18 protein-coding genes and 1 other annotated feature are annotated in these 26,925 nt (G+C 58.4%); of the genes, 13 read left to right on the top strand and 5 right to left on the bottom strand.

Annotated elements, in window-relative coordinates:
- The first annotated feature begins 90 nt into the window (after window positions 1-90).
- Complete coding sequence (locus tag GYN08_RS20890; RefSeq protein WP_166278735.1) at window positions 91-1,335, top strand: S-layer homology domain-containing protein; 1,245 nt, start codon at window positions 91-93, stop codon at window positions 1,333-1,335.
- Window positions 1,336-1,433: 98 nt separating this feature from the next.
- Here GYN08_RS20890 and GYN08_RS20885 read toward each other — a convergent pair whose 3' ends face one another.
- Window positions 1,434-2,153: a YoaK family protein gene (locus GYN08_RS20885; protein ID WP_166278732.1), complete on the bottom strand. Its 720-nt coding sequence runs from the start codon at window positions 2,151-2,153 to the stop codon at window positions 1,434-1,436.
- A gap of 257 nt (window positions 2,154-2,410) precedes the next feature.
- On the opposite strand from GYN08_RS20885, the gene GYN08_RS20880 reads away from it, so the two are divergent.
- Together GYN08_RS20880 and GYN08_RS20875 are read left to right on the top strand one after the other, a co-directional pair.
- Window positions 2,411-2,989, top strand: coding sequence for a class I SAM-dependent methyltransferase (locus GYN08_RS20880; RefSeq protein ID WP_235946423.1), 579 nt, complete (start codon window positions 2,411-2,413; stop codon window positions 2,987-2,989).
- A gap of 80 nt (window positions 2,990-3,069) precedes the next feature.
- A complete protein-coding gene (locus tag GYN08_RS20875) occupies window positions 3,070-4,050 on the top strand; it encodes an aldo/keto reductase (RefSeq protein ID WP_166278726.1) in 981 nt (326 codons plus the stop codon).
- A 418-nt stretch (window positions 4,051-4,468) separates the two neighbouring features.
- Here GYN08_RS20875 and GYN08_RS20870 read toward each other — a convergent pair whose 3' ends face one another.
- The gene (locus GYN08_RS20870) at window positions 4,469-5,146 is read right to left on the bottom strand and encodes a DUF559 domain-containing protein (protein ID WP_166278723.1); all 678 of its coding nucleotides are present in this window, start codon (window positions 5,144-5,146) and stop codon (window positions 4,469-4,471) included.
- 236 nt (window positions 5,147-5,382) lie between these two features.
- Window positions 5,383-7,545 (bottom strand): 5'-nucleotidase C-terminal domain-containing protein, encoded by a 2,163-nt coding sequence (locus tag GYN08_RS20865; protein ID WP_166278720.1) that lies wholly within the window; start codon window positions 7,543-7,545, stop codon window positions 5,383-5,385.
- A gap of 189 nt (window positions 7,546-7,734) precedes the next feature.
- Window positions 7,735-7,982 (top strand) — a binding site (T-box leader).
- Between the two features lie 72 nt (window positions 7,983-8,054).
- Here GYN08_RS20865 and tyrS point away from each other — a divergent pair.
- The 4 genes from tyrS to GYN08_RS20845 all read left to right on the top strand — a co-directional run bounded on the left by tyrS (window position 8,055) and on the right by GYN08_RS20845 (window position 14,568).
- Window positions 8,055-9,353 carry a tyrosine--tRNA ligase gene (gene tyrS, locus GYN08_RS20860; protein ID WP_166278717.1) on the top strand — a complete coding sequence of 433 codons (1,299 nt, stop codon included), beginning with the start codon at window positions 8,055-8,057 and terminating at the stop codon, window positions 9,351-9,353.
- A 376-nt stretch (window positions 9,354-9,729) separates the two neighbouring features.
- Window positions 9,730-12,840, top strand: coding sequence for a glycoside hydrolase family 2 TIM barrel-domain containing protein (locus GYN08_RS20855; protein WP_166278714.1), 3,111 nt, complete (start codon window positions 9,730-9,732; stop codon window positions 12,838-12,840).
- Between the two features lie 188 nt (window positions 12,841-13,028).
- Complete coding sequence (gene cysK, locus GYN08_RS20850) at window positions 13,029-13,985, top strand: cysteine synthase A (protein ID WP_166278711.1); 957 nt, start codon at window positions 13,029-13,031, stop codon at window positions 13,983-13,985.
- Window positions 13,986-14,031: 46 nt separating this feature from the next.
- Window positions 14,032-14,568 carry a DinB family protein gene (locus GYN08_RS20845; protein WP_166278708.1) on the top strand — a complete coding sequence of 179 codons (537 nt, stop codon included), beginning with the start codon at window positions 14,032-14,034 and terminating at the stop codon, window positions 14,566-14,568.
- 139 nt (window positions 14,569-14,707) lie between these two features.
- Here the strand turns inward: GYN08_RS20845 and GYN08_RS20840 are convergent, their stop codons facing one another.
- Window positions 14,708-16,972, bottom strand: a complete 2,265-nt coding sequence (locus tag GYN08_RS20840; RefSeq protein ID WP_166278705.1) for a sigma-70 family RNA polymerase sigma factor — start codon at window positions 16,970-16,972, stop codon at window positions 14,708-14,710.
- A gap of 228 nt (window positions 16,973-17,200) precedes the next feature.
- On the opposite strand from GYN08_RS20840, the gene GYN08_RS20835 reads away from it, so the two are divergent.
- The 3 genes from GYN08_RS20835 to GYN08_RS20825 all read left to right on the top strand — a co-directional run bounded on the left by GYN08_RS20835 (window position 17,201) and on the right by GYN08_RS20825 (window position 19,950).
- On the top strand, window positions 17,201-18,220 hold the full coding sequence (locus tag GYN08_RS20835; protein ID WP_166278702.1) for an acyltransferase family protein: 1,020 nt from the start codon (window positions 17,201-17,203) through the stop codon (window positions 18,218-18,220).
- A 91-nt stretch (window positions 18,221-18,311) separates the two neighbouring features.
- Complete coding sequence (locus GYN08_RS20830; RefSeq protein ID WP_166278699.1) at window positions 18,312-19,376, top strand: LLM class flavin-dependent oxidoreductase; 1,065 nt, start codon at window positions 18,312-18,314, stop codon at window positions 19,374-19,376.
- A 322-nt stretch (window positions 19,377-19,698) separates the two neighbouring features.
- Entirely contained in the window at window positions 19,699-19,950 is a 252-nt protein-coding gene (locus GYN08_RS20825; protein ID WP_166278696.1) for a YolD-like family protein, read from the top strand.
- A 599-nt stretch (window positions 19,951-20,549) separates the two neighbouring features.
- On the opposite strand, the gene trhO is transcribed toward GYN08_RS20825, so the two are convergent.
- Entirely contained in the window at window positions 20,550-21,431 is an 882-nt protein-coding gene (gene trhO / locus GYN08_RS20820) for an oxygen-dependent tRNA uridine(34) hydroxylase TrhO (protein ID WP_166278693.1), read from the bottom strand.
- A 173-nt stretch (window positions 21,432-21,604) separates the two neighbouring features.
- Between trhO and GYN08_RS20815 the strand changes: the two genes are divergently transcribed.
- From GYN08_RS20815 to GYN08_RS20805, 3 genes are all read left to right on the top strand, one after another.
- Window positions 21,605-22,627: a UDP-N-acetylmuramate dehydrogenase gene (locus tag GYN08_RS20815; protein WP_166278690.1), complete on the top strand. Its 1,023-nt coding sequence runs from the start codon at window positions 21,605-21,607 to the stop codon at window positions 22,625-22,627.
- Window positions 22,628-22,812: 185 nt separating this feature from the next.
- On the top strand, window positions 22,813-25,659 hold the full coding sequence (locus GYN08_RS20810) for a chitinase N-terminal domain-containing protein (protein ID WP_408015080.1): 2,847 nt from the start codon (window positions 22,813-22,815) through the stop codon (window positions 25,657-25,659).
- 144 nt (window positions 25,660-25,803) lie between these two features.
- On the top strand, window positions 25,804-26,772 hold the full coding sequence (locus GYN08_RS20805; protein ID WP_166278687.1) for a hypothetical protein: 969 nt from the start codon (window positions 25,804-25,806) through the stop codon (window positions 26,770-26,772).
- Window positions 26,773-26,925 lie beyond the last annotated feature (153 nt).

Here is a 26,925-nt window from a genome sequence, read left to right as displayed (position 1 = left end):
CTTGCTTCGGTTCGGACGGCAGATTCAGATGCGTCTAATCGGGATAGGCTGCGGAATTTCGAATGATGAAGAATCGGAGGAGTGGAACGTATGGGGAAAAAGATCGCCAAGTGGGCAGGAATCGCTCTGGCGGCAGTATTGACGACCGGCGTGATCGGGGGAGCAGGAGCAAAAGCGGAAGGGAATTCTTCGAATTCATTCCGGGATATTCAACCCAATCATTGGGCAGCCGGCGAAATCGACAAAGGGGTAGCCAGAGGATACGTTGCGGGTTATACGAACGGCACCTTCAAGCCGGATGTGAACGTCACGCGGGCAGAGTTCGTCAAAATGGTCGTGTCGGCGCTGAATCTGCAAGTACATACGGAGTCGGGAAAATGGTATGAACCTTATGTGATCGCGGCCGGCGAGCAAGGCTTGTATAAGGCCGAGGACTTCGCGAATACCGACAGCAGTTGGAACGAAATCCTGACTCGCGAAGAAATGGCGCGGATCGCAAACCGAGCGATCGGCCAAAAAGAGAATGAAAAAGAACATCCGTGGATGTATATGCCCAAACACAAATCGATGTACACCGCGACCAAAAACGGATTGCTGACCGGCGTAGGAAAAGGCGAGATTGCACCGGACGGAGCCACGACGAGAGCGCAAGCTGTCGTCGTCATCGAGCGTATTCTCGCGGCGAACGCCGGAGAAAAGCTGCCGGTCGACAAGTACGCGGTCAGCAGCGCCGAAGTGTACTGGCACGGAACGAATATATTCACGGTGATGCCGGAGATCTTTTACAAGCCGGAGGAGAGGCTCGGAAGTAACGGCAGAAACGAATCGGCGGACTATTGGTACGAAGACAGAATGACGATCAATTCGAAAGACGGACTGTATCAGGGAAAGCTGGATGCCTTGATCGCAATCGACCTTGCCGATCCGAATGATCCGAACTTAAAGCTGCTTCCGCCTATCGAGGAATTGAAATGGTCCAACAATAGGCATAATCAAGACCCCAAAGATTTTATGGTCAAGGATCAGAAGGATAGTTACATTTTGTATTTCAAAACGCATACCGTTTACAACAAAAATCCCAAGGCTTATTCGACTACCAGCCCTCCACATCTTTCGGTGTCTGGCTTCGAAAGCCCGGATCGTGACGCATTTTATTATAAAAATGAATTAAACGCACTCACTTGGATTTATCATAAAAAGGATTCCGACCTTTCTGCCTACATCATCCCAAAAGGCAGATATCAAAAAAGAGACACGATCATCATCGATCTGGCAACGCCTGCGTTCAGTAACTATGGATACAGCAGCAATCGAATACTGCACTTATGGTTTTAAAGAAACACGTTTCCCCAAAAACGATGGGCGATAAGCCTTATCGTGGTTCCCGATAAGAAAAGCCGAGTTCATGCGAACTCGGCTTTTGATCGTTCTTATTATTCCGTATACGGATTTCCGTTCTCGTCAAGCCCGCGGAACAGGTTCAAAGCAACGATCAAAATGACGACCATGGCGAAGATCGGCATCCAGATCGCGCTGAAAGGACGGTGGATTTCCGCGACGCCGGCGACCAAAGCGCCGAAGCAGTAAATGGCGACCGACGCACAGCGGAGCCGGGTTTCGCCGCTGATTGTGCCGGATTCCCGTTTTCTTGCGAATTTTTTGCGAAAAAAGACGACGAAGTCTTCGATCGCGCTCGCCAAGTTATTGGTCAGAACCGTCGTGGAAATGCCGGCAACGCCGAGCTTTCGCGCCGCGGTCGTCTGCATGCCCATCGCGCTGCTGAGCAGCATGATCAGGACGTGAAGAAGGGTCTCGGTCATGACCGGGCCGCAAATCGCCGCGAAAATCGAATAAAGCCCTAATTGAATAAACAGGATCAGCGTGATTCGCGCCGGCCAAAAGCCTTTGGCTTTGTCGCCGCTCAGCAGAAAAGCCGCCGCCGCGTTGCCTGCGATAAAGCCGATGCAGGCGAGCCCCGCCCGAAGCAAAGACAGCTCGGCCACATTCGCGAACGACATGCCGAGAATGACGATGTTGCCGGTCATGTTCGCCGTAAACACCTGGCCCAAGTGGATGTATCCGATCACGTCGACGATACCGGCCGACAGGCACAGCAGCAAAACAATGCCGCCGCGCCAAGTTTTGGCGTGCAAAGCATTCATTCCTTTCCTATGAACTCACCTCTCCGATTTTCGCAAGAAAGCAGTCGGAATTCAAGAAAATACAAAAAAGAAATTATAAAAGTCGCTGTCTTTCCTTAACCGCCTTCTTCGGGTCAAAAGAGGCAGGGGGCGATAAAAAGGTTATGATGTAAAGGTAGGCCCGTCGTCTGCGGCAGGCGGCATGAAGACTGCCCTGCTGGAAGGACAGACGGTTTCGAAAAAGGATGCATTCGGAGAGGAGGGCCGTCTTGCACGAACTTTACCTGATTTTAAGTTGGACGTTGGCGGCGGTCGTTCTGCTGCTTCTGCTGCTGATCGTGATCGCCAGCGTGCGCAACGGCATCACGCCGATGCCGACGAGCCGCCCGGTTCGGCGCATGGTCATGCGCGAAATCGGGATGTTGGCGAACCGCAGCGAGATCGTCGAAGCCGGTTCGGGATTTGGCACGCTCGCGCTCAACCTGGCGAGGCGGTTTCCGATGTGCCGGGTGACCGGCGTCGAAAATTCGCTCGTACCGCTGCTGGCTGCCCGCCTGCTCGGCCGAATCAATCGGATGGGACCTTCGCGCCTCGCTTTTCGGCGCGGCGATCTGTTCCGCTATCCGTACGAAGAAGCGGATCTGGTCGTCTGCTATTTGCACCCGGCGGCGATGCGCCGCCTGGGCCCCGTCCTGCAGGAAAAGGCAAAAGAAGGCGCGCGGATCGTCAGCGTATTTTTCGCGTTCGACGATTGGGAACCGGATTCCGTATTGGTCTGCGGCGACCTGTACCGGACGAAAGTCTACGTGTACAGCGTGCGCCGGCATCCGCTCGACCTGCGAGTCTGAACGGCCGACGAGACGCGCGGCGCACTCTGCGCAGACCGGAAGAGATCCTCATTTTTCAACAAAAAGGAGCGAATTCAAACATGGACTACGTCAAGTTGGGACAAACGGGGTTGGACGTCTCCAGATTGTGTCTGGGCTGCATGAGCTACGGCATTCCGGACCGCGGCAATCACGCATGGACGCTGGGCGAAGAGGAAAGCCGGCCGTTCATCCGAAAAGCGCTGGAGCTGGGCATCAACTTTTTCGATACGGCCAACGTCTATTCGGACGGGACGAGCGAGGAGATCGTCGGACGCGCGCTTAGAGACTTCGCGAACCGCGACGAGGTCGTGGTGGCGACGAAGGTGCACGGCGCGATGCGTCCCGGACCGAACGGCGGCGGGCTGTCGCGCAAAGCGATCATGACGGAAATCGACCACAGCCTGCGCCGCCTGGGCATGGACTATGTCGATCTGTACCAGATCCACCGCTGGGACCCGAACACGCCGATCGAAGAAACGATGGAGGCGCTGCACGACGTGGTCAAAGCGGGCAAAGCGCGTTATATCGGCGCTTCGTCGATGTTCGCCTGGCAGTTCCTGAAAGCGCAGCATACGGCGGAACGCCATGGCTGGACGAAGTTCGTCAGCATGCAGAATTACGTCAATCTGCTGTACCGAGAAGAAGAACGGGAGATGCTGCCGCTGTGCGAAGCGGAAGGCGTGGGCGTCATCCCTTGGAGCCCGCTGGCGCGCGGGCGTCTGACGCGGGACTGGGAGGAGAGCAGCAGACGTTCGGAAAACGACGCTTTCGGCCGGACCCTGTACGACAAGACGGAGGAAGCGGATCGCCGGGTGGTCGAGGTCGTGGCGCAGGTCGCGCGGGAACGCGGCGTGCCGCGCGCGCAGATCGCGCTCGCCTGGGTGCTGCAGAAGAGCGCCGTGACGGCCCCGATCGTCGGCGCGACGAAGGAGCATCATTTGGAAGACGCGGCCGCCGCGCTGTCGATCAAGCTGTCGGACGAGGAAGTGCGGCGGCTGGAAGAACCTTATGTGCCGCATTCGGTGATCGGCCATAGTTGAAGGCTTGAGGGATTGACGGCTTGAGGCCAGGCAGTCCGCTCCGGGCCTATATGCGCGGATACAACCGGTCAAATCGGAAAAAGGATCAAGCGATCAAACGACCGGATCGGAAAATAGGAAAGAGGCGGAGAACCGCCTCTTTTTTGCATGCTCAGCGGGACGTGACGCGGAAAAACGGGATTAAAACGAAAAAGGCTATGGGTGGAAAAAATAAGCGCAAAAATCCTCTTATTTCCGTGTCTTTTTCGCTCTATAGGGAAATAAGGCCAATAATCCTCTTAATCTGTTTGTTTTTCGATGATTTTTTCGATTTCTTCGAAATTAAGGGGAATTATGCTCTTATTTTTTGCGAAGAGTGAAACAGTCGGGAATAAGGGGATTTTCGGCTTTATTTTGAAGCGATTCGGAAAGCTCGCAGTCAAAGGTAAGCGGATGAGGCATTTTTCATCGCGTATTTCACAATTCTTTTGCCCGAAGCGCCGGTTTGCTCTTCGAATGCTTGTTTCTTGCATAAATTTTGCAGCAAGTCCGTGGCGGTTCGACGATCGAGCCCCAAATGGCGAACTACGTCGATCGGACGAATCGCCCGCCCCAGCGTGCAGGCCAGCCGGATGATCTCCCGTTCGGCAATCGTAGCTTTTGGGGAAGAGGAGCGGGCGGGATCGAGCGCGGCGTACCGACCCAGCACCATTCTCAGCAGCGTGACGCACAGCTCCGGGTGTTGGGCGACGTCGTCGTAAGCGAACGAAATGACCTGGAAGCCCATGGCGGTCAGGAACGTTTCGCGGTTCATCTCCCGGCAGAATTTGCGGCGGTCCATGTCCTGGACATGCGGGCCGAAGCCTTTGATCTCGATGACGAGCATGACGTGGGGCGTGATCCAGGCGAAATCGCAGAAGTACCGCAGCCCCCGCCAATCGGTCACTTCGTATTCGGGATGCAGACAATCGAAATTGTGCCGCAGCGGCCACCAGACGTTCCGGCAGAACAACTGCTCGGCTTCGCGGTGGCCCCGCTGCAGGCGGTCCCGGCGTTCGCCGGTGCGGCCGTTCAGATGTTGATCGAGGAACAGCCGGTGCGCCGATTCGAAATCCATAACGCAAGCCTCCTTGATTGTGGTTTGTAGGGTCATCGCGCTCGGATCTTCCGATTTCGGCAAAAAAAGAACGTCCCGTCTCTATTCCCAGGGGAGGGGAACAGAGCGGGACGTTCTTCGTCGCCGTTCGAAAGAGGCTTTACGCTTGACGATATTGTAAAACAAGAGTCGAGCGTAAAGCAATCTTGCCGAGCGTCATGTCAAAGCGATGGTTCGCAAACCGACGATTCTCCGAATTACGAACCCGAAGCCGCCAGCGCCAGTTCGATGATGGAATCGGCATCGCTGGACAGAACGGTGTCTTTCGGCAGGAAGCTGCCCGGCGTACCCGGAGTCAGAATACCGGCCTGCACAAGCTGGGCGACCGGAGTTTTGGCGTAAGGGGCAACGTTCGAAGCATCGTCGAACGCGCTCAGCACGGAATTCGCGTTGACGGTCGGAAGCTGCTGCTTCAGCGCGCTTGCGAGAATCGCCGCCATTTCTTCGCGGGTAATCGAACGGTCCGGGTTGAACTTGCCACCGCCGATGCCTTTGATGTAGCCGGCGTTGAGCGCTTCGGCGATTGCGTCGGCGTAAGGAGCGTCGCTCTTCACGTCGGTGAAGGTACTGCTCGAAGCAGATACGGCGTTCAGGCCGAGCGCTTCAACCAGTTTGGATACGAAGTTCGCGCGCGAGATAAAGTCGGACGAAGGAATCGAAGGCGTCGAAGGTGCCGTTGCCGGGCCGTCGGCATCCGGTTTTTCCGATCCTGCGGCCGGCGTGTTGACGATGCGGCCTTCGGTTTTCGCCGTGATCTTGCCGCCTTTGAACGTGTCGACGACGTATTTGTAGAACACGTCGAGGTCGATCGGACCGGCAAGGGAATCCTTGGCTTCGGTCAGGACTTTATAGTTGTCGCCGCCTGCCGCCATGAAGTTGTTCACGACTGCCGTGTAAGTCTTGGCCGGATCGATCGGCGTGCCGTCAGCCGTCGTCAGCGAAGTGATACGTTCCGCAGCCGGCTTGTTCATGTCGGCGCTGTATTTCAGGCCGGAAATTTGCAGCGTTTTGGTGTTCGGCGTGCCGTCGGCATTGGTGCCCCACTGCTGCAGCAGCAGCTTCTTCACCTGGTCGCCGGTCAGCGTAAGCTTCACCAGCGTATTGCCGAACGGTTGGATTTTGGCGAGATCGGCAAACGTCACGTCGCCTTTAGGCAGGTCGGCGCGGATGCCGCCCGGGTTCATGAACGCGAAGTCCGCCGGAGCGGCCTTGTCTCCGAAATCCGCCGTGCGCATCGCGTCCGCGATCAGGTTGCCCAGAGCCGCTTCATTGTTGTAAGCGTCCGTGCGGGTAACGGAACCGTCGGTCGTGCCGACCGGCTTGGTCAGTTCCGGATGCTTTTCCAGATACTTTTTGATCAGGGCGACGCTGTCCGCGTCAGGCTTCACGCCTTCTTGGAACGTGGTCGTGATCGTGGCGGATTTCTCCGTCACGTCGCCCGTTTTCGGATCGATCAGCAGCTTGATGTCTTCGAACGCCGTGCCGTACGAGTAAGCTTGAACGATCAGCTTGCCGTTGACTTCGCCGTTCGCCAAGGCATGGTTGTCGCCGGCTACGATGACGTCGACCGGGGAGTTGGCAGGGAGCGCTTTGGCCAGGTCGGCCGCTTCGCCCGTCGTTGCGCCTTCCTTGGTGGAAGCGGGGTCATGAGCCAGAACGATAATCGTTTCCACGCCCTTGTCCTGCAGTTCTTTCGCGTATTTGTTGACGGCGGCCACTTCTTCTTCGGCGCTCAGGAAACGGACGCCGGCCGTGCCCGAAGGCGCGACTTTGGAAGGCGTGGACTTGGTCACGAGGCCGATAAAGCCGATCTTGACGCCGCCGACTTCCTTGATGACGTAAGGGTCGATCAGCGGTTTGTTCGTCGCGGTTTCGATGACGTTGGCATTCACGTAATCGAAATTCACGCCTTTATGCGTCACTTTGCCTTCTTTGGGATCGAGACCGCCCTTAAGCTGCGCTTTGAGCGCGGCGATGCCGTGGTCGAACTCGTGGTTGCCCAGCGAGCCCACGTCGAAGCCCATCATGTTCATCCATTCGAGCGTCGGCTCGTCGCGTTCGAGCGAGGAGATCGGTGCCGAAGCGCCGACGGAGTCGCCGTTATGGAAGAGGAGGGAATGTTCGTACTTGGCTTGCGCTTGTTTCAGATATGTAGCGAGAACGGGAGCGGTACCGGCCGGTTTGTCGCTCACGATCGAAGTCGTATCCAGTTGTCCGTGCAGGTCGTTGATGCCGAGCAGGTGGACCTCCACGTCGCCTTCCGCCGCCGAAGCGATATTTGCCGCACCCAGTACCTGAGCCGACAGCAGAGCCGCAGCCGCGAGGCCGACGCTCGGTTTTCTCCAATTTTTCCAGTTCATAAACTTGCATTCCTCCTAAAATATAATGAATCCCGTCACATTGTATCACAGGGATTTTTTTGAAATCAAAGGTTGTGTAAACTGTGTGTAAAATATATTTTAAATCGTTTTCGAGAAAACAGGGTTTGACAGGTTTCGCCCGATCGTGTTATAAAGTGAATCAACAAGCGCCCGGCCTGCGGAGCGCCATATGAAGCGTCGAAGGGAATCCAGTAGCGTTCGAATCCGTATTTTCAGAGAGCCGCCGGCAGGTGCGAGGGGGCAGACGGGCGAACGCGAATTACGTCCCGGAGCTTTCCACCTCGAAACCGCGACCGCGGAAGGGGCGGGACGGAGCCGTCCACGTTATCGGGCGTCAAAGTGGGAATCGCGCCGCCGCTCCGAATGCCGGCGCCTTTCCAATTAGGGTGGTACCGCGATTAAGACTCGTCCCTGCAGAAATGCAGCAGGCCGGGTCTTTTTTATTTTTCCGCTTTTTATTTTCCCATATTCCGAAGGAGGAACTGACCATGAGTAACGAACACGCCCCGATCGAAGCCAACGCCCTGCTGGACGATCTGGAGTATAGAGGACTGATTTACCAGGTGACGCACCGCGAAGAACTGCAGAAGAAGCTGAACGAAGAGAGCGTCACGTTCTACAACGGTTTCGATCCGACGGCGGACAGCCTGCATATCGGCCATCTGCTGCCGGTGCTGACGATGCGCCGCTTCCAGCTCGCCGGACACCGTCCGATCGCCCTGGTGGGCGGCGGCACCGGCATGATCGGCGACCCGAGCGGCCGTTCGACGGAACGCTCGCTGAATACGGCCGACACGGTCGCGGACTGGACGCGCAAGCTGCAGAACCAGCTGTCGCGCTTCCTGGATTTCGGTACGGGCGAAGCGAAAGTGCCGGCGAAGATGGTCAGCAACTACGATTGGCTCGGTCCGATCACGATGATCGACTTCCTGCGCGACGTCGGCAAAAACTTCACCGTCAACTACATGCTGGCCAAAGATTCCGTCGATTCGCGCCTCGCGAACGGCATCTCGTTTACCGAGTTCTCGTACATGATCCTTCAAGCGTACGATTTCCAGCGTCTGCATGAAGACGAGGGCTGCTCGCTGCAGCTCGGCGGAAGCGACCAGTGGGGCAATATCACCGCAGGCCTCGACCTCATCGGCAAAAACGGCGGCGGCGACGCCTTCGGCATGACGATGCCGCTCGTGACGAAGAGCGACGGCAAGAAGTTCGGCAAGTCCGAATCCGGCGCCGTGTGGCTCGACCGCAGCAAGACGAGCGCGTACACGTTCTACCAGTTCTGGATCAACACGGACGACGCGGACGTGATCAAGTTCTTGAAATACTTCACCTTCCTGAGCCGCGAGGAGATCGAGGCGCTCGAAGCGCAGCATCTCGAAGCTCCGGAAAAACGGACCGCGCAGCGCGAGCTGGCCCGCCGCGTGACTACGCTCGTGCACGGCGAAGAAGCGGTCGTCAGCGCGGAAAAAATCACCGCGGCGCTGTTCTCCGGCAGCTTCGCGGAACTGAACGAAGCCGACCTGTCGGAAGCGCTGGCGGACATGCCGAGCGTCTCCGTCGCGGCTTCCTCCGAGCCTCTGCTGATCGACCTGCTGGTCGAAGCCGGCGCCGCTCCGTCGAAAGGACAGGCGCGCAAAGACATCCAGAGCGGAGCCGTCTCCGTCAACGGCGAGAAGCGCACGTCGATCGAGACGACGATCGGCACCGAAGACCGCCTGCACGGCACGACCCTCGTGCTGCGGCGCGGCAAAAAGAATTACTACGTCGTCAAATTCGAAGACTGATTCGACGGTGCTCACTTAAATAGGGAAGAAAGCGGGCAAGGCGCTGCGGTGCCTGCCCGTTTTTTTTGTTTTCCGACCCGGAAAGCGACCGTACGACCGTTTTTCGAAATCCATAAAAAAATTACCGAAATCTATATTTTGTACAAGATAAAAGTTCCTTTCTTTATAAGAAACATCGCTTGTTTTCCTTTTACTTATATAACAATAAGGAAAAAAGGAAGCGCTTCCGGCCGGCGATTGCGTTTTCGGAAGAAAGCGCTTATCCCGTCTTCGAAAGGAGCCTTTTCTTTTTCCTCGGCAACAGTGTACACTAAACTTAAGGCACAGCTTCAGTCATCGAGACAGAGCTTTCATTTTGCAGGCGAGGTGAAGAGAGATGTTCAAAAAATACAAGTACGTCGCTCCCGAGAACGGATATCCCGAATGGAACAATAATCCCGAAATTTTTCAATTGAACCGCCTGGATGCGCATGCGACCCTGGTTCCGTACGCGAATGCGGAAGAAGCGCTTCGCGAAACGAACGGTTCCAGCCGAGTGCTGCCGCTCAACGGCATCTGGAAATTCCATCATGTCGACAAGCCGGCCGATCGTCCCCAAACTTTTTATGAAACCGGTTACGACACGTCGGACTGGGCAGACATTCCCGTTCCTGCCCATTGGCAGCTGCACGGTTACGATTATCCGCAGTATACGAATGTCCGCTATCCGTGGGAAGAGCGGGAGAAGATCGAGCCGCCGTTCGCGCCGACCGAATTCAACCCCGTCGGCTCTTACGTTCGGACGTTCACCGTTCCGGAAGAATGGGAAGACCATCCGGTCTATATCAGCTTCCAGGGCGTCGAATCGTGCTTCTACATATGGGTGAACGGCGATTTGGTCGGCTACAGCGAAGACACGTTTACGCCGGCCGAGTTCCTGCTGACTCCGTATTTGCAAAAAGGCGAAAATAAGTTGGCCGTGCAGGTGTACCGCTGGTGCGACGCAAGCTGGCTCGAGGACCAGGATTTCTGGCGCATGAGCGGCATTTTCCGCGACGTCTATCTGTATGCCAAGCCGAAAGTACAGATCGCGGACGTGCAGGTTACGGCAGAACTCGATGAAAGCTTCGAAAACGGACATCTTCAAATCGGCGTTCAGGTCGGCAACCCGCTCGGCAAGAAGGCGGGCGTCTACACGCTCGAAGCGCGTCTGCTGGACGCTTCCGGACGGGACGCTTCCGCGCGCATGACCGATAGCGTGGATGTCGCCAAAGACACCCTGTATGCCGCGCATCTCTCGGCTTCCGTGCCGAAGCCGGCGCTTTGGTCGGCCGAAACGCCGAATCTGTATACGCTCGTACTGGCGCTTTCGGACGAAAACGGCGAAGTCGAAGCGGTGAAATTCCGCGTCGGATTCCGCCACTTCGCGATTCAGGACGGCGTGATGAAAATCAACGGCAAACGGATCGTGTTCAAAGGCGTCAACCGTCACGAGTTCAGCGCCGACCGCGGACGCGCCGTGACCGAAGAGGACATGATCGCCGATATCAAACTGATGAAGGCGCATAACATCAACGCGGTGCGCACGTCCCATTATCCGAACCAGCCTCGCTGGTACGAGCTGTGCGACGAATACGGATTGTACGTCATCGACGAAACCAACCTCGAAACGCATGGAAGCTGGGAGTACGGGCAGACGGAAGAAGCCGTGCGTACCGTGCCGGGCAGCAAGCCGCACTGGCGCGCCAACGTGCTCGACCGTGCGAACTCCATGTACCAGCGGGACAAAAACCATCCGTCGATCGTGATCTGGTCGCTCGGCAACGAATCATGGGGCGGCGAGAACTTCCTGCATATGGCCAACTTCTTCCGGGCGGTCGACAAGACCCGTCTCGTGCATTACGAGGGCACGTTCCACGCGCGCGAATGGGATGCGGCTTCGGACATCGAGAGCCACATGTACACGTCTCCGCAAAACGTGGAGAAGTACGCGCTGGAAAATCCGAAAAAGCCGTTTATTCTGTGCGAATACAGCCATGCCATGGGCAACTCCTGCGGGAACCTGTTCAAATACACGGATCTGACCTATAAATATCCGGTGCTGCAGGGCGGCTTCATCTGGGACTGGATCGACCAGGCGATTCGCACCAAGACGGCCGACGGAACCGAGTATCTGGCTTACGGCGGCGACTTCGGCGATACGCCTAACGACGGCACGTTCTGCGGCAACGGCCTGATCTTCGCCGATCGGACGGTGACGCCGAAACTGCTGGAAGTGAAAGCCTGCTACCAGAACGTGCGCTTCGAAGCGGTCGACCTGACAAACGGGCGGGTGCGTCTGCACAACGATTTCCTGTTTACCGATCTGAACCGTTATAAGCTGGTCTGGGAAACGGCGCGCGAAGGCGAAGTGATCGAACGCGGCACGCTGCCGATTCAGCTGGCTCCGGGCGAGTCCGGCGAGATAGCCGTTCCGTTCGCGATGCTCGGAACGGAAGGCGAACACACGCTTACGCTGTCGCTTGCGGAATCGGAAGACCGTTTCTGGGCAAACGGCGGACACGAAATCGCATTCGGGCAGTTCGTGCTTCCGGCTTATCGGTCCGCGCACGCTTCGAAAGCGAAGACCGCTTCGGAGCATGCTTCGTATCAGACGGAAGACAGCGGCACGTCGCTCACCGTAACGGGAGAAGGATTCGCCGTCGTATTCGACAAACAAAGCGGGGATTTGTGCTCGTTCGTCTGGCAGGGCCGTGAATTGCTGTTGGCCGCGGCGCGTCCGAATTTCTGGCGGGCGCTGACCGACAACGACCGCGGTAGCAAGCTTGACGAGCGCAGCGGCATTTGGCGCGAAGCGGGCAAAAAGCGAGAGCTGCGCAGCCTGGACGTATCCGGCTCCGAAGACGGCTTCGTTTTCAAAGCGCTGCTGACGATTCCGACTGTACCGGCTTCGGAAGCCGAAGTCGTATACGAGGCGAAAGCTTCGGGAGAAGTCGCCGTATCGCTGACCCTGACGCCGGGCGCCGGCCTGCCGGAAATTCCGGAGATCGGCATGCTGCTGGAACTGAACGGCGATCTGGACCGGCTGAGATGGTACGGCCGCGGGCCGCACGAGAACTATTGGGACCGACATGCGAGCGCCCGACTGGGATTGTACTCGGGGCTCGTATCCGAGCAGTTGACGCCGTACCTGCGGCCGCAGGAGTCCGGAAACAAAACGGGCGTGCGCTGGGCGGAGCTTACGGACGCGGACGGTATCGGCTTACGGGTGGAAGGGACGCCGGAAGTGGAACTGAACGCTCTGCCGTACACGCCCGAGACGCTGGAGGCCTGCGATCACGGCTACAAGCTTCCGAAGTCCGACCGGACGGTGCTTCGCGTCAACCACCGGCAGATGGGCGTCGGCGGGGACGACAGCTGGCAGGCGAAGACGCACGACGAATTCACGCTTCCGGCGGACCGGACCTACGCCTACCGCTTTACCCTTCGCGGCGTTTCGCCGCAGTAAAGACGCGAGTCCGTGACCCGTACGGGAAAATGAGGTAAACTCTTAAAAGAAGAAAACGCGCGGCGACAAAGGAACGGCCTTCGGGCCGTTCTTTCCTGCGTTGAAGCTTCGGTCGGGACGCGGCGCGACCGGAGCCGGAATGCGCCTGCGCCGCGGCAGATAAAAAATAAGGAAAGAAGGGGTCCGCAATGAGAAGCAAGCTTGGCCCCCGCGAGGCCGGTCCGGCTTCCCGGGTATACGGCAGCGTCGCCGACCTGATCGGCGAGACGCCGCTGGTTCGTCTGGGCCGCACGGCACCTGCGGACGCGGCGGACATTTACGTGAAGTTGGAGTATTTCAATCCGTCCGGAAGCGTGAAAGACCGGGCGGCCCGGGGATTGATCGAAGCGGCTGAGAGGGAAGGGAAGCTCCGCCCGGGCAGCACGATCATCGAGCCGACGAGCGGCAATACGGGAATCGGGCTGGCGATGATCGCCGCCGCCCGCGGATACCGGGCGATTCTGATCATGCCGGACAATATGTCGCGCGAGCGGATCAATCTGCTCAAGGCCTACGGCGCCGAAGTCGTCCTGACGCCGAGCGCGGAACGGATGCCCGGGGCGATTGCCAAAGCGGCGGAACTGCAGGCCTCGATTCCCGGAAGTTTCATTCCGCAGCAGTTCGAGAACAAGGCTAATCCCGACGCGCATCGAGGCACGACGGCGATGGAGATTCTGGAGCAGACCGGAGGCGCGCTCGACGCGTTCGTCGCCACGGCGGGAACCGGCGGCACGATTACCGGCACCGGCGAGACGCTGAAAGCGGCCCTGCCGGGGCTGCACGTCGCGGTGGTGGAGCCCGAAGGCTCGCCGGTGCTGTCCGGCGGAGCGCCGGGACCGCATAAGCTGGTCGGCACCAGCCCCGGCTTCGTCCCTTCGATTTTGAATACGGGCGTCTACGACGAAATCATCCGGATCAAGGACGACGAAGCGCTGAGCGCGATGCGAGATTTGGCACGGCTCGAAGGCATGCTGCTCGGACCTTCTTCGGGAGCGTCGGTGTATGCCGCCATGCAGGTCGCGAAGCGGCTGGGTCCGGGAAAGACGGTCGTCTGCATCGCGCCGGACACCGGAGAGCGGTACTTGAGCATGGGCGTGTTCGGTTGAAAGGGCAGCAATCCGCGGAGGTCCGTATAAAGAGGAGGCAGGAAGCATGAGCGAAAAAACGTTGGAGATCCGGGCTCTGCCGGGTTATCCGGAAGAAATCGGCCGGCAGCTGTGGATGATGGAAGACGTCCGCCGCGATCTGCTGCAGGGGCTGCGGAATGTGACCCGGGAAGAACTCGATACCCCGCTGGACGGAAACGTCACCACGATCGGAGCGCTGCTGTATCATATCGCGGACGTGGAGACGGGATGGCTGCATTTCGACATGTTTCTCCGTAAAAAGCTGGACCCCGAGATCGAGCCCTGGTTTGCGGCGCCGACAAGAAACGAAACGGGGGAAATCTGGTGCCCGCCGGGAGAAAGCCCGGAACGGCATTTTGAACGTCTTGCCGTCGTCCGCCGCGACTTCCTGGACAAGCTCCGAACGGTCGATAAGGAAGACTGGCGCCGAATCCGCAGCCTGCCGGGCGAGTACGACGTAACGCCCGAATGGATCGTCTATCATCTGATCGAGCACGAAGCGCATCACCGCGGACAGATTTTCCGAATCCTCGGCACGCTGCGCAGACAGGAAGAGAAGTAGGAACGGGCGAATAGGGTGCGGTCTTTTGTCCGGGAATGAATAAGGCGACTTCATCGCGAAAGCAAAAAAACAGCCTGTTCCCTCGGGAACAGGCTGTTTGCGCGGTCGGATAAACCAGCGGATCGCTTGAGCGCCGCCGCTATCTTTTTTCCGTAATGACGGTTCCTTGATGGGCTTCGATCATTCTAATGCTTCGGCCGCCGGAAGAGCTGACCGGCTGATAGCGGGGAAGATACCGTTCTTCTCCGGACGGATCGTTATAATCGATTTCCCATTCGAGCCGCAGATCCAGCGCATCGAGCAGCAGACGCTTTCCTTCTTCGGGGGAAAAGGCAGGAATCGGCGAGAGCATTTCAAGTTCCGGCACTCGGAGTCCGGCGCCCATATAATGGTTCACCCGCCCGGTTGTCCGGTTGACTCCGATGCTTACATGGTTCAAGAAGCCGGGGACGCCGTCTTTGCAGACGGAAAAGCTGAAAACGGCATTTCGGTTTCGGGCGGTTTCGGGCGCTTCGTCTTCTTCCGAATCGCCCGGCTCGGGTCTTTGCGGCGTCTCTTCGCGGGTGTCCTGCCGATCGTCGAGCCGCAGATAGGGGAGAAGCTCCGGATCGGCCGCATGCAGCAGTTCGAGGGCAATGTCGAGACAGGCGCGGTTGTCCAGCCACTGTTCCCCGCGCTCTTCGCGGAAATCCATCACGCCCGACAGCCGGCCCGATTCGCGATCGATCCGCACTTTGATCGTATTCTCGCTGCGTTCCCGCATGTATCGCTCAAGGGTATACGGACTTTGCGGTTCGGAGGCGTTTTCCGCGGCGGATCCGTTTTGTGCCTTTTCGGTTTGACTTTTTTCACTGTCTGCAGGAGCTGCTTTTTTTGCGTAGACGATCCCTCGCTCGCTGCCCATGTCGGCTTCCCGCAGCACCTCGTATTCGTCTTCGCGGACGCCGAGCAGCTCAAGCGGGCTTCGGGGCTCGGCGGGAAAAGTTCCGTTTCGGGCGCGGTTCCGAAATTCTTCGATCGGTTCTTTCGCTCCCGCGCAGGGATCGTAATCGTCCGGTTCCTCCGGCTCTTCTTCCACGCGGTCCGGCCCCTGCCGGAGCGCCGTCCTCGCGATCAAATACGGCTCGGGCATGTAAACGAGATGAAGCCGGTCGTCTCCTTCCGCATAGACGGAATCGTGCAGAACGTTGAAATAAAGCTTCATCTCCAGCTCCTCCGCCATTTCTCCCAGCACTTCATCGGGAGTGAGCAGATCGTCCGGCAGCGAAGGTTCCGGCTTGCGCCCGAAATATTTGAAAGCCGTCACAAAGCCCGACCGATGCAGATCGATCCAGTAGCCCGAGCGGGGCAAAGGCATGCCGGCGGCGTACTGGCTGACCGTGACAAAGAGGCGGTCTCCGCGGTCTTCCGTCCGGGGTTCGCCGAACCGCTCGGGCGCTTCCGGATAATGGTCCCGCACGAAACGCTCCCCGATCGCCAGCAGCTCTTCGGGCTCCAAATATGCCGCGCGTTCCGATTCTTCGTATAATTCCGGATCGACCGCGTAATCGACGAGATCGCCGTCCGGCGTCAGCGTAACGGATACGCCCGTATCGGTGCCCGGCTTCGTCCAGATGAACAGCAGCTCGCTTACAGCATCTTGTTGACGGAAAACGTCCTCGATAAACGGTTCCAGTCCGTTGTCCGCGAAGGCGGAATTCCGCTGCGCCAGTTCCTGCGCCCGGCTTCTGAGATCGTGCAGCAGCCCGGCCATTTCCGTTTCCATGTCCATATCCCTCCGCATTTCGTAGTCGGCTTGAGCCGCCTGTTTCTTTTTGCCGAGACGATCCCGATTGGCGACGTCGTCCGTTTTTCGCGCGAGCCGGCGATCCTCGATTTCGTCCCGATAATGTTCGCGCAGCAGATTCAATCCTTTGTTCTGGTACGTTTTGACGGTTCCCACCGGCAGCTCCAGCAGTTCCGCGATATCCGTTAACTTGAGGTCGTGCATATACTTGAGCAAAATGACGCGGCGGTACTTGGTCGGCAGATCATGGATCGCCTGCAGCAGGTCGAGCCGTCGGTCGTTTTCCTCGTGCACGGCGGGCAGCCGCTCGGCGGCATCGCCGGACGGAACCGTACGGCGCCCGCGCTGCAGCAGGTTCAGCGACGCGTTGATGACGATCCGCGTGAGCCAGGTTCGGAAGTATTTCGGTTCCCGGATCGAAGTCACGGCGGCAAAGGCGCGGCAGACCGCTTCCTGAACCGCGTCTTCGGCATCGACGGGATTGCGGACGTAATAGCCTGCGACCCGCAGCAGCTGCGGACGCTCCGCGCCGATCAGCTCGGCGAAAGCCGAAGCGTTTCCTTCGGCCGCCAGGCAAACGAGTTCGTCAAAAGCAGGGGAATCCGGGGAAGAATTCATCGGTTATCACTCCTTGTTGAAGCAGCATTCACGGATTGGACAGACGAAGAGCAGAAAAAGTTTTGGTTTTTTCATTATATCCCACAAAGATTGTCCGGGAGTCCGCTGCCGATGCGCTCGCGCGGAAAACGGTTCACGACCGAAAACGACGGGTATATGGACCCCAAGCAAGGAAAGCCGGACAGGCGCACCAGGGGCGCCGCCGAATCTGGCGAAGGAGAGGATTCCATGGCAAAGCGTGACGCTTATTTCGACAACATGAAGTTTCTGCTGATCGCGCTGGTCGTGATCGGGCATTTGATCGAGCCGCTGAGCGGGCAGGAGGCGTTTCGTCCGCTGTATCTGCTCATTTATTCGTTCCATATTCCGCTGTTCGTCCTGATCTCGGGATTTTTCTGCAAAAAGATCACGAGCGCCGATTACCGGATCAAGGTGATCGGTTCGTTGGTGGTGCCCTACTTGATTTTCGAGAGTCTGTATTCGCTGTTCGATTATTTCGTGATGGGCGCGGAGCGGCTGCGTTTCTCGTATTTCACGCCGTACTGGCTGATGTGGTTCATTTTCAGCATGATCATCTGGAAAATGCTGCTGCCGTACGCCGTCAAAATCCGCTGGGCGCTGCCGATTTCGTTCGGAATCGCCATTTGGGCGGGATACGCCGCGGACGCGGAGCATTACGCCAGCATTTCGCGCACGATCGTCTTCTTCCCGTTTTTCCTGGCCGGTTATTATTTGGACAAAGCGGATATCGATAAGCTGCGCACGCCGCTGACGAAATGGGCGGCGGCAGCGGTGCTGGGCGCGGGCGCTCTCGTTATGATAAACTACGGAAGCGTCATCCGTCCCGAATGGTTCTACGGCAGCCTGCCGTACCGGGCGCTCGATCATCCGGAATGGACGGCGGGAATCTACCGGATCGGCGCTTATGCGGCGGCGGCGCTGATCGGAGGAGCGGTCATGATCGTCATGACGGGCCGAACCATCCCGCTGGTGTCGGCGCTGGGACGCAATACGCTGTACGCTTATCTGCTGCACGGATTCGTCGTCAAAGGGATGATCGCGGCCGGTTTCTACGAAACGTACGGCGAAGCGGCCTGGACCTGGCTGCTGATTCCGGCAGGCGTTCTGCTGACGGCCGGCCTGTCGTCCGAATTCGTCCGCACGCGCTTCGGCTGGCTGCTGGAACCGAAATTGAACCGGCTGTTCAAACGGCAGACCCCGGACGGGGGAGCGGAGGCGGGGCGCTAAGGAGCACCGGGAACGAAACTCGATTTTCGCCGACGCCCGGCTTCCGTTTATTTTGAATAAAGTAATTTGAGTGAAGTAAGGAGAGATGATCATGAGCGAATCGCAGCAACCGATAGAAGGCGGTCAAGGAACCGCGCCGAAGAAAATAGGGGATATTCCGATCTCCGTGCTCGACCTGTCCCAAATTCTCGAAGGACATACCGCGGCGGACGCGTTCCGCAATAGTTTGGATCTTGCCCGTCACGCGGAAAAATGGGGATACAACCGCTACTGGGTAGCGGAGCATCATAACATGCCGGGCGTCGCCAGTTCGGCGACGTCCGTCGTGATCGGCTACTTGGCCGCCGGAACGTCGTCCATTCGCGTCGGCGCCGGCGGCGTCATGCTGCCGAATCACGCGCCGCTCGTCATCGCGGAGCAGTTCGGCACGCTGGAATCGATGTATCCCGGCCGGATCGATCTTGGACTCGGCCGCGCTCCGGGCAGCGACCGCCGAACTTCGCTCGCCCTGCGCCGCGACATCAACAGCGGAGAAGACTTCCCTGCCCTGCTGGAAGAACTGCGGGGCTACTTCGACGCTTCCAAGACTTCGTATCACGCGCCCCTTCGCGCCGTGCCTGGAGAAGGGTTGGATATTCCGATCTGGCTGCTGGGGTCCAGCGATTTCAGCGCGCGGCTGGCCGCTTATCAAGGACTGCCGTTTTCGTTCGCTGGCCATTTCTCGCCGGATTATCTCGACCGTGCGCTGGACGTGTACCGCAGCGCGTTCCGCCCTTCGGAGACGCTCGCGGAGCCTTACGTGATGCTGGGCGTATCGCTGATCGCCGCGGATACGCAGGAACGCGCGGAATTCCTCTCGACGACCATGCAGCAGCAGGTGATCGCGCTGACCCGAGGCCGCCCCGGCAAAATCCAGCCTCCGGCCGACCTGTCCTCGCAGCTCGATCCGCTGGAACTCTCCGCCGTGCGCAAACGGATGGAATCCGCGATCGTCGGCGACCGGGCAGCGGTCGAGCGCCGTCTGCACGAACTGATGGAGCGCACGCGGGCCGACGAACTGATCGTGACCAGCGGCATTTACGACCATGCGGAGCGTCTGCATTCTTACGAGATTTTGGCGGACATCGCCATTCCGGCAGGGAAAGCCGCCCGTTAAAAGAGAACGCAGAGCGGCGTCGGCCTTATCGGCAAAGACCGGGAGCTCCGATTTTCGACGCGAACTTTTAACAAATGCGATTTTCCGCTTTTTGATCGACCTTTATGCCTTGACCGGTTCCGCAGGACGTGCTTTTTCGTCTCGCAGTCCGTTCAAGGCTTTTTCGTGATGCCGTGACCCAGCGAATATGCGTGATCGGCGGCTCGCCCCGAATACGAACGCCTGTGCGTAATTTCTTTCGATAATTTCGTTTTTTTACGCGACCTGGGCAGGTAATAATGTTATAATGAAGAAATCACGCGTAACGCAAGGAGGAAGCGGTTTGGCAAAAGGCAAAGTGGCAAAACGGCCGACCCGCGACGAGTTTGTTCTGGAAGAAATAGGGAATCAACTGACTGAGGCCTACCAGGAGAAATCCGTTGTGGAATTGACGGTCTGGGGAGTGGAAGAAGCGGTACGGGGAATGATCGTCAAGATGGACCCGAGAACCGGAAGAGTGCACGTCGAGCGAGAAGAAGAAACGCAGAAAGTTCCATTCATGGACATTATGGCCGTGAACTATCCGCGCGACTGAGAGCCGGTGGCTCGATTTGCAGGCGTTCTGCACCGCGGAAGAACAGGCTTGATGAAATACAAAAAAGCTCTGCCCGAGCATTCTCGGATAGAGCCTTTTTTCTGATTAGGCATGTCAGACCCGTGTCGGGCAGCGCCCACACTACGGTCTTCCCGTGCCGGGCAAAGCCCGCACCACGTTTTTCCGTGTCGGGCGAAGCCCACACCATGGCCTTCCGTGTCGGGCGAAGCCCACACCACGGTCTTTCCGTGTCGGGCAAAGTCCACACCGCCGCATTTCCGCGGCCGGGCGGTCGCCGCGCTTCCCATGCAAGCCGGAGGCGCATAAAGACTCAAGCCGGATTCAAAAGGCTTGAGGGTTTTTTCTACCCTTATCCCAAGGCGAGGCGGCGTGCGGATGCAGCGGAGGGGCGGGGGAAGCTTGAGAAGCGGAGCGTTCGCCTTTAAAATCGGATTTCCCACCCTAGACCTTGTCTAATCAAATGGAAGGAAATCCGATTTTGACAGCGATCGAAAGGTCCCCCGCCCCGCAGCGTCACCCAACCGCCACCCGTCACCCAACCGCCACCCGTCACCCAACCGCCGCCCGTCCCGCAGCCGTCACACCGCCGCTACCGACTCTTTGCACTCGTCGGAGCAGTAATGGCTGTGCTCGTCCGAGCAGGCATCGCACACCAGATGCTGCAGGTTGCAGACCGGGCAGTTGACGTAAACGTCCGTCGGCTCGTCGCAGTGATAGCATTTTCCGACGACGCTCGGGTCCACATGGTTGATCGGCACCGAGATTCGCTCGTCGAATACATAACATTTGCCGTCGAACAGGTCGCCCTGCACTTCCGGATCTTTGCCGTAAGTCACGATGCCGCCTTCGAGCTGAGCCACGTTATCGAAGCCTTCGTCCAGCATGAATCCGGTCAGCTTCTCGCAGCGGATGCCGCCCGTGCAGTAGGTCAGAATCGTTTTGTCTTTGTGTTCGGCCATGTTTTTGCGGATCCATTCCGGGAAATCGCGGAACGAATCGATATCCGGGCGGATAGCGCCGCGGAAGTGGCCGAGGTCGTATTCGTAATCGGTACGTCCGTCGAGCACGATCACGTCGTCGCGCAGCAGATGCTCGTGGAACTCTTTCGGAGACAGGCGTTTGCCGAACTTCACGTTCGGATCGAGCTCTTTTTCGTAACGGAACGTCACGAGCTCTTCCTTATGGCGCACGAAAATTTTCTTGAACGCATGGCCTTCGGATTCGTCGATCTTGAATACGGTATCCGCGAAGCGCTCGTCCGCCAGCAGATCCTTCATATATTGCTCCGTCTGCTCGTAAGTGCCGGACAGCGTGCCGTTGATGCCTTCGCTTGCGATCAGAATGCGTCCCTTGACGCCGAGGTCTTTGCAGTACTGCAGATGGCGGGCCGTGAATTCGGCCGGATCGTCGATTCGAACGAATTTATAAAAAAGCAAAATGCGGTAAGGCTGTTTTTCCATTATATGATCACCACGGATTTCATTGATTTTTGCCGCCGCTTCCTGTAGGATGCTTGCGTGCAACTTAAAATTTTAGTCTTTTTATCGGCATTCGTCAATTGATTCGTTTGTTGACCGGTTGAAAAAACGGACGAATTTAACTATAGAAGACATGAAGAGGAGAGTTACGAAATATGACTTCGCAAAACCAATCGTTTGACCGCCTATGCCGCAGCGGCGTGGAACTGTCCGCTTATTCGACATACGAAATCGGAGGCGCCGCCCGGCATCTGGCGCTTCCGCGCTCGATCGAGGAGATGGCGGTCATGCTGGAAGGGGCCAAGACGAAAGGGCTGAATCCCTTCCTGTTCGGAATGGGGTCCAACACGCTGTTTCCCGACCGGCCGGACGACGAGATGCTGTTTTTCTCGCTGAAAGAACACATCGAATTCAAGCTGCTTCCCGGCCGGCTGTTCGTGTCCGCGGGCACGCCGATGACGCTGCTGGCGCTGTTCGGCCTTTATACGGGCATCGGCGCGTTCGATTTTACCTTCCTGCTGCCGGGAACGCTCGGAGCGGGCGTCTATATGAACGCCAAATATTTCAGCCATCAGATCAGCGACGTGCTGGAGACGGCTTACGTCATCGATAAAGAACATCCCGAGCGCGGCATCCTTTCCGTTCCGCTGAGCCAGTGCGAATACGGCTACAAAACGTCGATCTTCATGCGCAGACCGTGGATCGTCGTAGGCGCGGATCTTAAGCTGCCGGTCGACCCGAAGCTGACGCCGGAAGAGACGGAGGAGCTGTTCGCGCGGCTGAAAGCGAAAAACTTGCCGACTTCGGTGCTGCCCGACTATTTCCGTCATTATGCCGGCGAGCTGAATGCGGCGGCCAAGCAGGGGTTCGAAGTGCGCCAGGAGCTGCTCGACGTGATTACGGACCGCGGCGGCAAGTACCATTTCGATTATCCTTCGTGCGGGTCGGTGTTCAAAAACAACTACACGATCGGCGAGCCGATGGGCAAGCTTGTGGATCGTTTGGGACTGCGCGGAACCGTGCGGGGAGGCGCGATGATCTCGGATCATCACGGCAACATCATTCAGAACCGCGGCGGGGCGAAAGCAAGCGACGTGACGGACCTGGTTCAATTGGTACAGGAAAAGGTCGAAGCGGAGTTCGGGTTCCTACCTGAGCCGGAATTAATTATTGTCTGATTTTTGGGACGAAAGAACCGAAATTCGCATTTTGCGGGAATTTTACACTTTTTCTCACATATTTTACGAAACGATGAACTTTCCTGTGTGGGCACGTGCTAGAATGAGGCGCGGACGGCTTGATACCAAAATCTTGCGGTTCGTAAAAATGTTCTCAAACACAGATCCAATCAGGAGGCGGTTAAGTGGGAAAATTTTCGCTGTTTAAGTCCAAAGGGATGAAGGCGGTCCTGGCACTCTCCGTCGTGGCGACGATGGAGGCGGGATTGCTGTCCGCGGTTCCGGCGTCGGCCGAAACGGCAAGCGACCCGGCCCCGTTCATCGCGGCGAAAGTGGTCAACGACAACGCGGGCAAAAAGGTTCTGTTCGACAATACACACGGTCAAACGGCTGGTGCGGCGGATTGGGTCATCGACGGCGGCTTCTCCGATTTCGGGAACGGAATCGCGGGCGAAGGGTATGATGTCAAAGAACTGCGCAAAACGACGCCGATTACATATGCGGATTTGGCGGATTACGACGTCTTCGTCGTGGCCGAGCCGAACATTCCGTTCAAGGCGAGCGAGCAGGCCGCGATGCTGCAGTACGTGCAGCAGGGCGGAAGCATTTTCTTCATCGGCGACCATTACAACGCGGATCGCAACAAGAACCGCTGGGACGGTTCCGAATCGATCAACGGTTACCGCCGCGGCGCCTGGGAAGATCCGACCAAGGGCATGAGCGCGGAGGAGAAAAACTCGGCGGCTATGCAGGGAGTCGAAAGCTCCGACTGGCTGGGCGAGAACTTCGGCGTGCGCTTCCGCTATAACGCGCTGGGCGATATCAACGCCACGAATATCGTCGCGCCGGATCAGTCGTTCGGAATCACGGAAGGCGTGAAGAGCGTGGCCATGCACGCGGGCTCGACGCTGGCGATCATGGACCCGACCAAAGCCAAAGGCATCGTCTACCTGCCGAAGACCAACGCGGCCTGGGGCAATGCCGTAGACCAAGGCGTTTACAACGGCGGCGGCATCGAAGAAGGCCCTTACGTGGCCGTATCGAAAGTCGGTCTGGGCAAAGCGGCGTTCATCGGCGATTCCTCGCCGGTCGAAGACGCTTCGCCGAAGTACCTGCGCGAAGAAACGGGCAGCAAAAAAACGACGTACGACGGCTTCAAGGAAGTCGACGACGCGGCGCTGCTGCTCAATACGATCGACTGGCTCGCGGAGCAGGAAAACTACACGAGCCTGAATCAGGTTGAGAATCTGACGCTTGACCAGCCGACGGCGCTGCTGCCGTTCGAAGCTCCGGAAGCTTCGACCGAACCGCAGTCGGAGCCGTGGTCCGCTCCGGCGGCCGGCTACAAATGGTGGGACCCGTCGACGTTCAAATCGGGCTCTTACGGTTCGTCCGTCACGGTTACCCAGCCGGAATACAGCCTGATCCATCAGGATCAGCTGCCGAACGCGCAGGAGTTCCAAGTCCGCGTGCGCATCGGCAACCTGGCGCCTAACGCGACGGCCTCCGGCTACAGCGCCGGCATCTATGTCGCGGGCGGCACGCAGGTGGCCATGGTTCAGAATCCGGACGGCACATGGCCGACTTCTTACGGTTACAGCCAGGCGTTCAGCGTAACGGCCGATGCCAAAGGCGTCGCCTACAAAGACCTGAACGTCCGCATCAAGCCGGGAACGTCGGGCGCGGCAAGCCTGCGTCTGCGCCAGAACGGAACGAATCTGCTGACCAAGAGCGTCACGCTGGCCAACGTGCCGGCGCAGCCGCTTCCCGCGATCGAAGAGCCGGGCAGCAGCATTCCCGAGCTGAGCACGATCGCGGCGGCCCGCAGCCAGGCGGAAGGCACTGTCGTTACGCTGGAAGGCGTCGTTACGACGGAACCGGGCGCCTTCGGCGGCCAGGCCTTCTATCTGCAGGACGCGACGGGCGGCATCTACGTGTATCAGAGCGAGAGCGGCTTCCGTCAGGGAGACAAGATTCGCGTGACGGCGCCTCTGGCGCTGTACAACACGGAGCTTGAGCTGACGACTCCGGTGGCGATCGAGAAAACGGGTACGGCCGAGCTGCCGCAGCCGGCGGTCGCCGAGACGGTAACGGACGCCAACCAGGGTCAGCTGATTCAACTGAAAAACGTAACGGTATCGAATGTCGTGTCGGCGACGCCGGCAGGCACGTTCGAATTCGACGCCGTGTCGGAAACCGGCACGACGACGCATGTTCGCGTGGACGGACGCACGGGCCTGACGCAGGATCAATTCGCTTACGGCGAAGGCGACAAGCTGGACGTTACGGGCGTGGCGGCCATTTTCCGCGGCGCATTCCAGCTGAAGCCTCGCGGAGCTTCGGACATCGTTCCGGCCGCGGTAACGGAAGAGCCTCCGGGCGAAGAAGAACCGCCAGTCGAGGAGCCGACGGAAGGTCCCGCCACGGACGCTCCGGCCAAGCCGGTTCTGACGGACGATAACGGACAAGACAACGGGCTCAGAGACGGAAGCTACAATGTCACCATGAATCTGTGGTGGGGCAACAACGCCACTTCGTACAAGCTGTACGAAGAAGGCAAGGTGATCGCCGAAGGAACGCTCAAAGACGCTTCTCCGAACGCTCAGCAGTTCAGCGTTCCGGTCGTCGGCAAAAGCAACGGAACGTACAATTACGTCGTGGAACTGACGAATCGGTTCGGCACGACGAAAAGCCAGCAGCTCAAAGTCAAAGTGACCGATGCTTCGCCAGGCCAAGCGGTTCTGTCGCACGACAACTGGGACGGCGACGGCAGCTACCAGGTCACGATGAATCTGTGGTGGGGAACGAACGCCACGTCGTACGAACTGTACGAAAACGGCAAGCTGATCGATACGCAGGCCCTGACGGCCGCGACGCCGGGAGCTCAGCGCGCAGTGACGAATGTGACGGGCAAAGAACCGGGCATTTACGCGTACAAAGCCGTGCTGAAAAACGCGGCGGGCGAGACGGATACATCGGTGCTTCGCGTAAAAGTCGACACGCTCAAGCAGCAGCAGAAAAAAGCTTCGTAAGGAAGCTTCGCATGCAGGCCGGCGTTTCGAAGTTTGACGATCAACATGAAAAAGCGTCTTCCGAAGCCGTTCGGAAGACGCTTTTTTTCGCTGCCGTCTTCTTCGGGTAATGGGGACATACAGGCCATACAAGGAGGAGATCATATGAGCAGAACTAGCCACAACCTTTACGAATCCCGACGCCGCTTCCCGAACAGACGCGCTTCCGCGCGCAGTCTGATGAAGCTCGGTCCGGCCGCGCTCGCGGCCGCCCTGGCGCTCGGCGGCTGCTCGAGCTCCGCCGACCGTGCGCCGGATGAAGCGAACGCGCCGGCCGACGCGGCCGCGGAAGACGGCGGAGCCGGTACGGTTCCCGGCACCGGCCCGGCAACGGCATCCGGCGGAGAAAACGGGGCTTTGGCAGGGGAGACGGAGGAGAACGGACAGCCGAACGAAGGAGAAGCCGCCGCGGATTCCCCCGACGCCAACCTGCCGGATACGGAAGGCGTCGTCGATCAGGTTCGCGCTCAGCTCAAGCTGCCGAACGCCGCGCTGCCGACGGAATTCGAGATCGCCGACGGCCATTACTTGAGCGCCTCTATCGAGAAGAACGAAGATACCGCGTTCAACGTCGTGTTTTACGAAACGGACAAAGCCGTACCGGTCGACGACGAGTCGTTGGCTCCGACCGGCGAGACGCCGATCGCGGCGATCGTCAGCGCCGAGACGCACGAAGATCCGCCGAGCTCGGAAGAAATCTTTTTCCCTGCGCCCGATATGGACAATATTCCTTCCGAGATGGCGGTCGACCTGGGACACGGCGTCCAGGGGATGCAGGAGGGAGCCGCCGGTACCCAATACCTGACCTGGAAAGAAGGCCGTTGGGTGCTTCAAATCCGTTCCTTGAGCGCGGACGAGATGGATCAGCCGGACATCGCGAAAAAAATGGTCGATTACTTGGAAGATCACGCGCTTCCGGCGCCTGACGACGCGGGACGGATCAGCGCCCATTATCAGCAGGGAGGCGACAGCGTGCAGAATATCGTGGCATGGAACAAAGGAGACGTCGTATATCAAATCGAGACCCAGAAGGTGCCGCTTGAAGCATTGGCCATGACCGTATCGGTCAAATAAGCGGCTGAGGCATAAAGACGCGAAAAGGAAAGTTTGAGCATCCGAATGCGATAGCCGGGAGAAGCGGGCAGCCGCTTCTCTTTTCGGGGTGCTCCTTTGCTGCGGAAGCCCCGGGGATGCTACTATGGGGAAAAGCCCGCCGCTTTCGGGCGG

The sequence above is a fragment of the Saccharibacillus alkalitolerans genome, assembly GCF_011090185.1.
GTDB lineage: Bacteria > Bacillota > Bacilli > Paenibacillales > Paenibacillaceae > Saccharibacillus > Saccharibacillus alkalitolerans.
Note: the sequence above shows the minus strand (reverse complement) of the source record. Positions and strands in the feature narration are given on the sequence as shown.

Bases quoted from the DNA above. Each gene is read 5' to 3' on its own strand.
- GYN08_RS20890 (WP_166278735.1), top strand. From the start codon at position 91: ATGGGGAAAAAGATCGCCAAGTGGGCAGGAATCGCTCTGGCGGCAGTA.
- GYN08_RS20875 (WP_166278726.1), top strand. From the start codon at position 3,070: ATGGACTACGTCAAGTTGGGACAAACGGGGTTGGACGTCTCCAGATTG.
- GYN08_RS20870 (WP_166278723.1), bottom strand. From the start codon at position 5,146: ATGGATTTCGAATCGGCGCACCGGCTGTTCCTCGATCAACATCTGAAC.
- GYN08_RS20865 (WP_166278720.1), bottom strand. From the start codon at position 7,545: ATGAACTGGAAAAATTGGAGAAAACCGAGCGTCGGCCTCGCGGCTGCG.
- tyrS (WP_166278717.1), top strand. From the start codon at position 8,055: ATGAGTAACGAACACGCCCCGATCGAAGCCAACGCCCTGCTGGACGAT.
- GYN08_RS20855 (WP_166278714.1), top strand. From the start codon at position 9,730: ATGTTCAAAAAATACAAGTACGTCGCTCCCGAGAACGGATATCCCGAA.
- cysK (WP_166278711.1), top strand. From the start codon at position 13,029: ATGAGAAGCAAGCTTGGCCCCCGCGAGGCCGGTCCGGCTTCCCGGGTA.
- GYN08_RS20845 (WP_166278708.1), top strand. From the start codon at position 14,032: ATGAGCGAAAAAACGTTGGAGATCCGGGCTCTGCCGGGTTATCCGGAA.
- GYN08_RS20840 (WP_166278705.1), bottom strand. From the start codon at position 16,972: ATGAATTCTTCCCCGGATTCCCCTGCTTTTGACGAACTCGTTTGCCTG.
- GYN08_RS20835 (WP_166278702.1), top strand. From the start codon at position 17,201: ATGGCAAAGCGTGACGCTTATTTCGACAACATGAAGTTTCTGCTGATC.
- GYN08_RS20830 (WP_166278699.1), top strand. From the start codon at position 18,312: ATGAGCGAATCGCAGCAACCGATAGAAGGCGGTCAAGGAACCGCGCCG.
- trhO (WP_166278693.1), bottom strand. From the start codon at position 21,431: ATGGAAAAACAGCCTTACCGCATTTTGCTTTTTTATAAATTCGTTCGA.
- GYN08_RS20815 (WP_166278690.1), top strand. From the start codon at position 21,605: ATGACTTCGCAAAACCAATCGTTTGACCGCCTATGCCGCAGCGGCGTG.
- GYN08_RS20805 (WP_166278687.1), top strand. From the start codon at position 25,804: ATGAGCAGAACTAGCCACAACCTTTACGAATCCCGACGCCGCTTCCCG.